This is a genomic window from Halochromatium sp. (assembly GCF_054919635.1).
Genome location: NZ_JBUDPI010000413.1, coordinates 1 through 3013 on the forward strand (window position 1 = coordinate 1; position 3013 = coordinate 3013).

3 protein-coding genes are annotated in these 3013 nt (G+C 68.9%); 1 reads left to right on the top strand and 2 read right to left on the bottom strand.

Annotated elements, in window-relative coordinates; genetic code table 11:
• Together ACY693_RS17500 and tcuA are read right to left on the bottom strand one after the other, a co-directional pair.
• A partial coding sequence (locus ACY693_RS17500) for a hypothetical protein (protein WP_462323092.1) occupies positions 1 to 998 on the bottom strand: 998 nt, incomplete at its 3' end.
• Positions 999 to 1171: 173 nt separating this feature from the next.
• On the bottom strand, positions 1172 to 2635 hold the full coding sequence (gene tcuA / locus ACY693_RS17505; protein ID WP_462323093.1) for an FAD-dependent tricarballylate dehydrogenase TcuA: 1464 nt from the start codon (positions 2633 to 2635) through the stop codon (positions 1172 to 1174).
• Positions 2636 to 2751: 116 nt separating this feature from the next.
• Here tcuA and ACY693_RS17510 point away from each other — a divergent pair.
• The coding region (locus ACY693_RS17510) for an SAM-dependent methyltransferase (protein WP_462323094.1) at positions 2752 to 3013 on the top strand (262 nt) is incomplete at its 3' end.

Sequence of the window (3013 nt, forward strand, 5' to 3'; positions counted from 1 at the left end):
AACATCAGCACGCCGCCGACGCTGCCGAGCAGCACCGGCGCGCTCAGCAGCGGGTAGGGCGCCGGCCGATCGAGTAGCTGATGATAGCCGAGCGCGGTTAGGGTCGCCGCGAAACAGAGCAGCAGGCCCGCGAGCAGCGCATGGTGCAGGCGGCGGCGCCAATGCGATGGCGGACCGGCGCGCTCATGGCAGCCGGGGCCGCCGCCGCGTAGGTTGGTGAGGCGGATCAGCTCAAGCGCGGCTGTGATCACCGCTCGCCAGCGTGAGCGGCTTGTCTGCTGCGACGCCGTCCGGTCGAGAGACGGTTGGTTTGCCCGACTGACTGCCGCGCTGCTCGCACTCGGAGTGAAGGATGACGACGCTCGACCTCCCAAGCGAGCTGAGATCGGAGCCACCGCAGCCGTCCTACCTGCAGCGCGCGGGCTGCGCGTCCGGCGCGCGAAGCGCCAACTCGAGACCGCGATCGCGAGGACTGACCAGCCCAGCGACAGCACCCCACCGGCGACCATGACCCCATGCGGCACGATGCGGTAGAAGGCGCCCGGCTCTTGATGCGAGGCGAACAATATCTCGGCAGGGGTGACTGCGAGCACGGCGCCGACCACGGCCAGGATCGAAGCCAGCGCCACCAGTGAGGCTGCCCAGCCGTTGCGTTGGAATAGCAGCGCGAGGGCGGCCGGCCAGGCATGGGCGGCATAGCTGCGCCAGCGCACCCGCGCCAGCGCTTGCGGGATGTTGACCGCGAACGCGTGCGGCGGCGCGTACTGGCAGTCATAGAGGCAGCTACGGCAGCCGTGGCAGAGGTTGGCCAGATGGTCCAGGTCTGGGTCGGTGAGCGCCGGCCGGCGCCGCGCGGCATCGAAGACGGCGCAGAGGCCGTTGCAGTAGCCGCAGATATTGCAGATCGCGAGCGCGCGCTGGGCCTCAGCGGTGGGCGCGGCGTCTGGCGATGGGTGCGGATCGGGCTGAGCCGGCGCGGCTGCTTTGACTTGAGTCACTACTTGGGGCTCTGATTGTTGGGGTTCGGGTTGGGTGATGACTTGCATTCCGTTTTGGATATCGATTCGAGCGCCTGCTTGGGGTCCGGTTTGAATGCTTGCTTGGGTGCCGAGTTGGGCGTCGGCGTACGGGTCCGGCGCTGGCATCATTGATCCAGACACCAGCGATGGGATCAAGCACGGCTGTTGACGGTTTGCGCGGCGCGCTCGCCGGCAAGCCGGCCGAAGACGAGGCCGATGGTCAAGGCCACCCCGGACAGATAGCCAGTGCCGATCAGGTTTGCGGCCATGATCATACCTGCGGCGAAGAGATTCTCGACCGGCCGCTGATCCTGAAGCAGCACCCGCAAGTGCGGATCGACCGCCAAGCCATACTGGCTGAAGGTGATGCCTGGCCGCATCGGGTAGGCCGCGAAGGGCGGCGTGCAGAGCGGTCGGGCGTGCGCCGATTTCGGCGGTGACAGGCCGACGGTGTTCCAGCCCGCAGCTTCGGCGCTCGCTGTCTCGCCACCCGCGGCCGGCGGCCGGGTTGCGGCATTGAAGGCGGCCAGGGTCGCGGCCAGACGGTTCGGGTCGAGACCGAGCTGCGTGGCGAGCGCCTCGGGGGTCGCCGCGCGCACGGGGGGATAGACCCCGGCCGGCGCGGTCCGTTCGCCCTCGGCGTCGAGGATCAGCCAGCCGATCTGTCCGGGCAGATCGGCCAGACGCTGCCCCCAGATCGAATAGCGAGTCGAGGCGGTATCGGCGCCCTCGTCATGGACGCGCTGGGCATCAGCATCAACCACGATCCCCGCCGGCATCCCGCGCACACGGGTTACGATGCCGCCGTCATCGGCCGGCGAGCGGGCATCGACCGCGACCAGATAGAGCCGGCGCGGATCACCGACCGCCAGGGCGCCTTGCGCGAGCAGCGACAGCATCACGGCCCCCTGCGCATAGGGGGTGCCGCGATTGATCAGCCCGTCCGCGGCGGTGCCGAGCTGCGCCCGCAGCCAGCGGCGATTGGCCTGGGCCGCACCGCAGCAGGCGATCACCGCGCCGGGCCGCAAGGTGGTCGTGCCCTCGGGCGTGCGGACATCGATGGCTCGCACGCGCGCGCTGTCGAGCCGCAGACCGAGCACCTCATGCTGATAATGGATCTGGACGCCCTCGGCCTCGGCGCACTCATAGAGGGCGTTCAGCAGCGCCCTGCCACCGCCGAGGAAGAACAGCGTCTTGCGTGAGACGGGCAGGCGCCCATCGCCAGCCGGCTGCAAGGCGACCCCGACCGATTGCAGCCAATCCGGTAGTGTCGCGGAGGTTTCAATCAGCTGATCGGTCAGCTGATCGGTCACGTCAGGGGTCACGCCGGCTGTCGTCGCACTCGCCCCATTGGCGCCAGTCGCGCGGCGCAGATCCGCGGCCAGCTCGGCGGCTGGATAGGGGCCGGCGGCGAGCAGACTCGGCGTCTCGTGCATGAAGCGGGCATTGCGCGAATGACGGGTATTGCCGCCGCGCAATCCGGGCTCGGCTTGCTCCAGCAGCCGCACCTTGGCGCCGTTGCGCCGGGCGGCGATAGCTGCGCTCAGGGCCGCGGCGCCGCCGCCGATCACCAGCACCTCGTCGGCGTTGCTTTGGTAGTCTGTCGGCTTGAGCAAGGAATTTCCAGCGGTTCGATCCAAACGGGACGAGCAAGTAACAGGTATCCACGTCATGCAGCACAGTCAACGCCACGGCCTAGCCTGGCATCTCATCCACGCGGCGGAGCAGCGCCATGGGTAAGGTCTGGTTCGTCGGCGCCGGCCCCGGGGCGCCGGACCTGATCACGGTGCGTGGCACCCGGCTGTTGGCCGAGGCCGGCGCTATTCTCTACACCGGCTCGCTGGTGGCCGAAACCGCACTTCAGTGGGCGCAGCCAGGATGCGAGATCGCCGACTCCAAGTCCATGGACCTGGATCAGGTCGGCGCTTGGTTGCTCGAGCGGGTGCAGCGGTACGAGACCGTGGTGCGATTGCAGACCGGTGATCCGTCGCTCT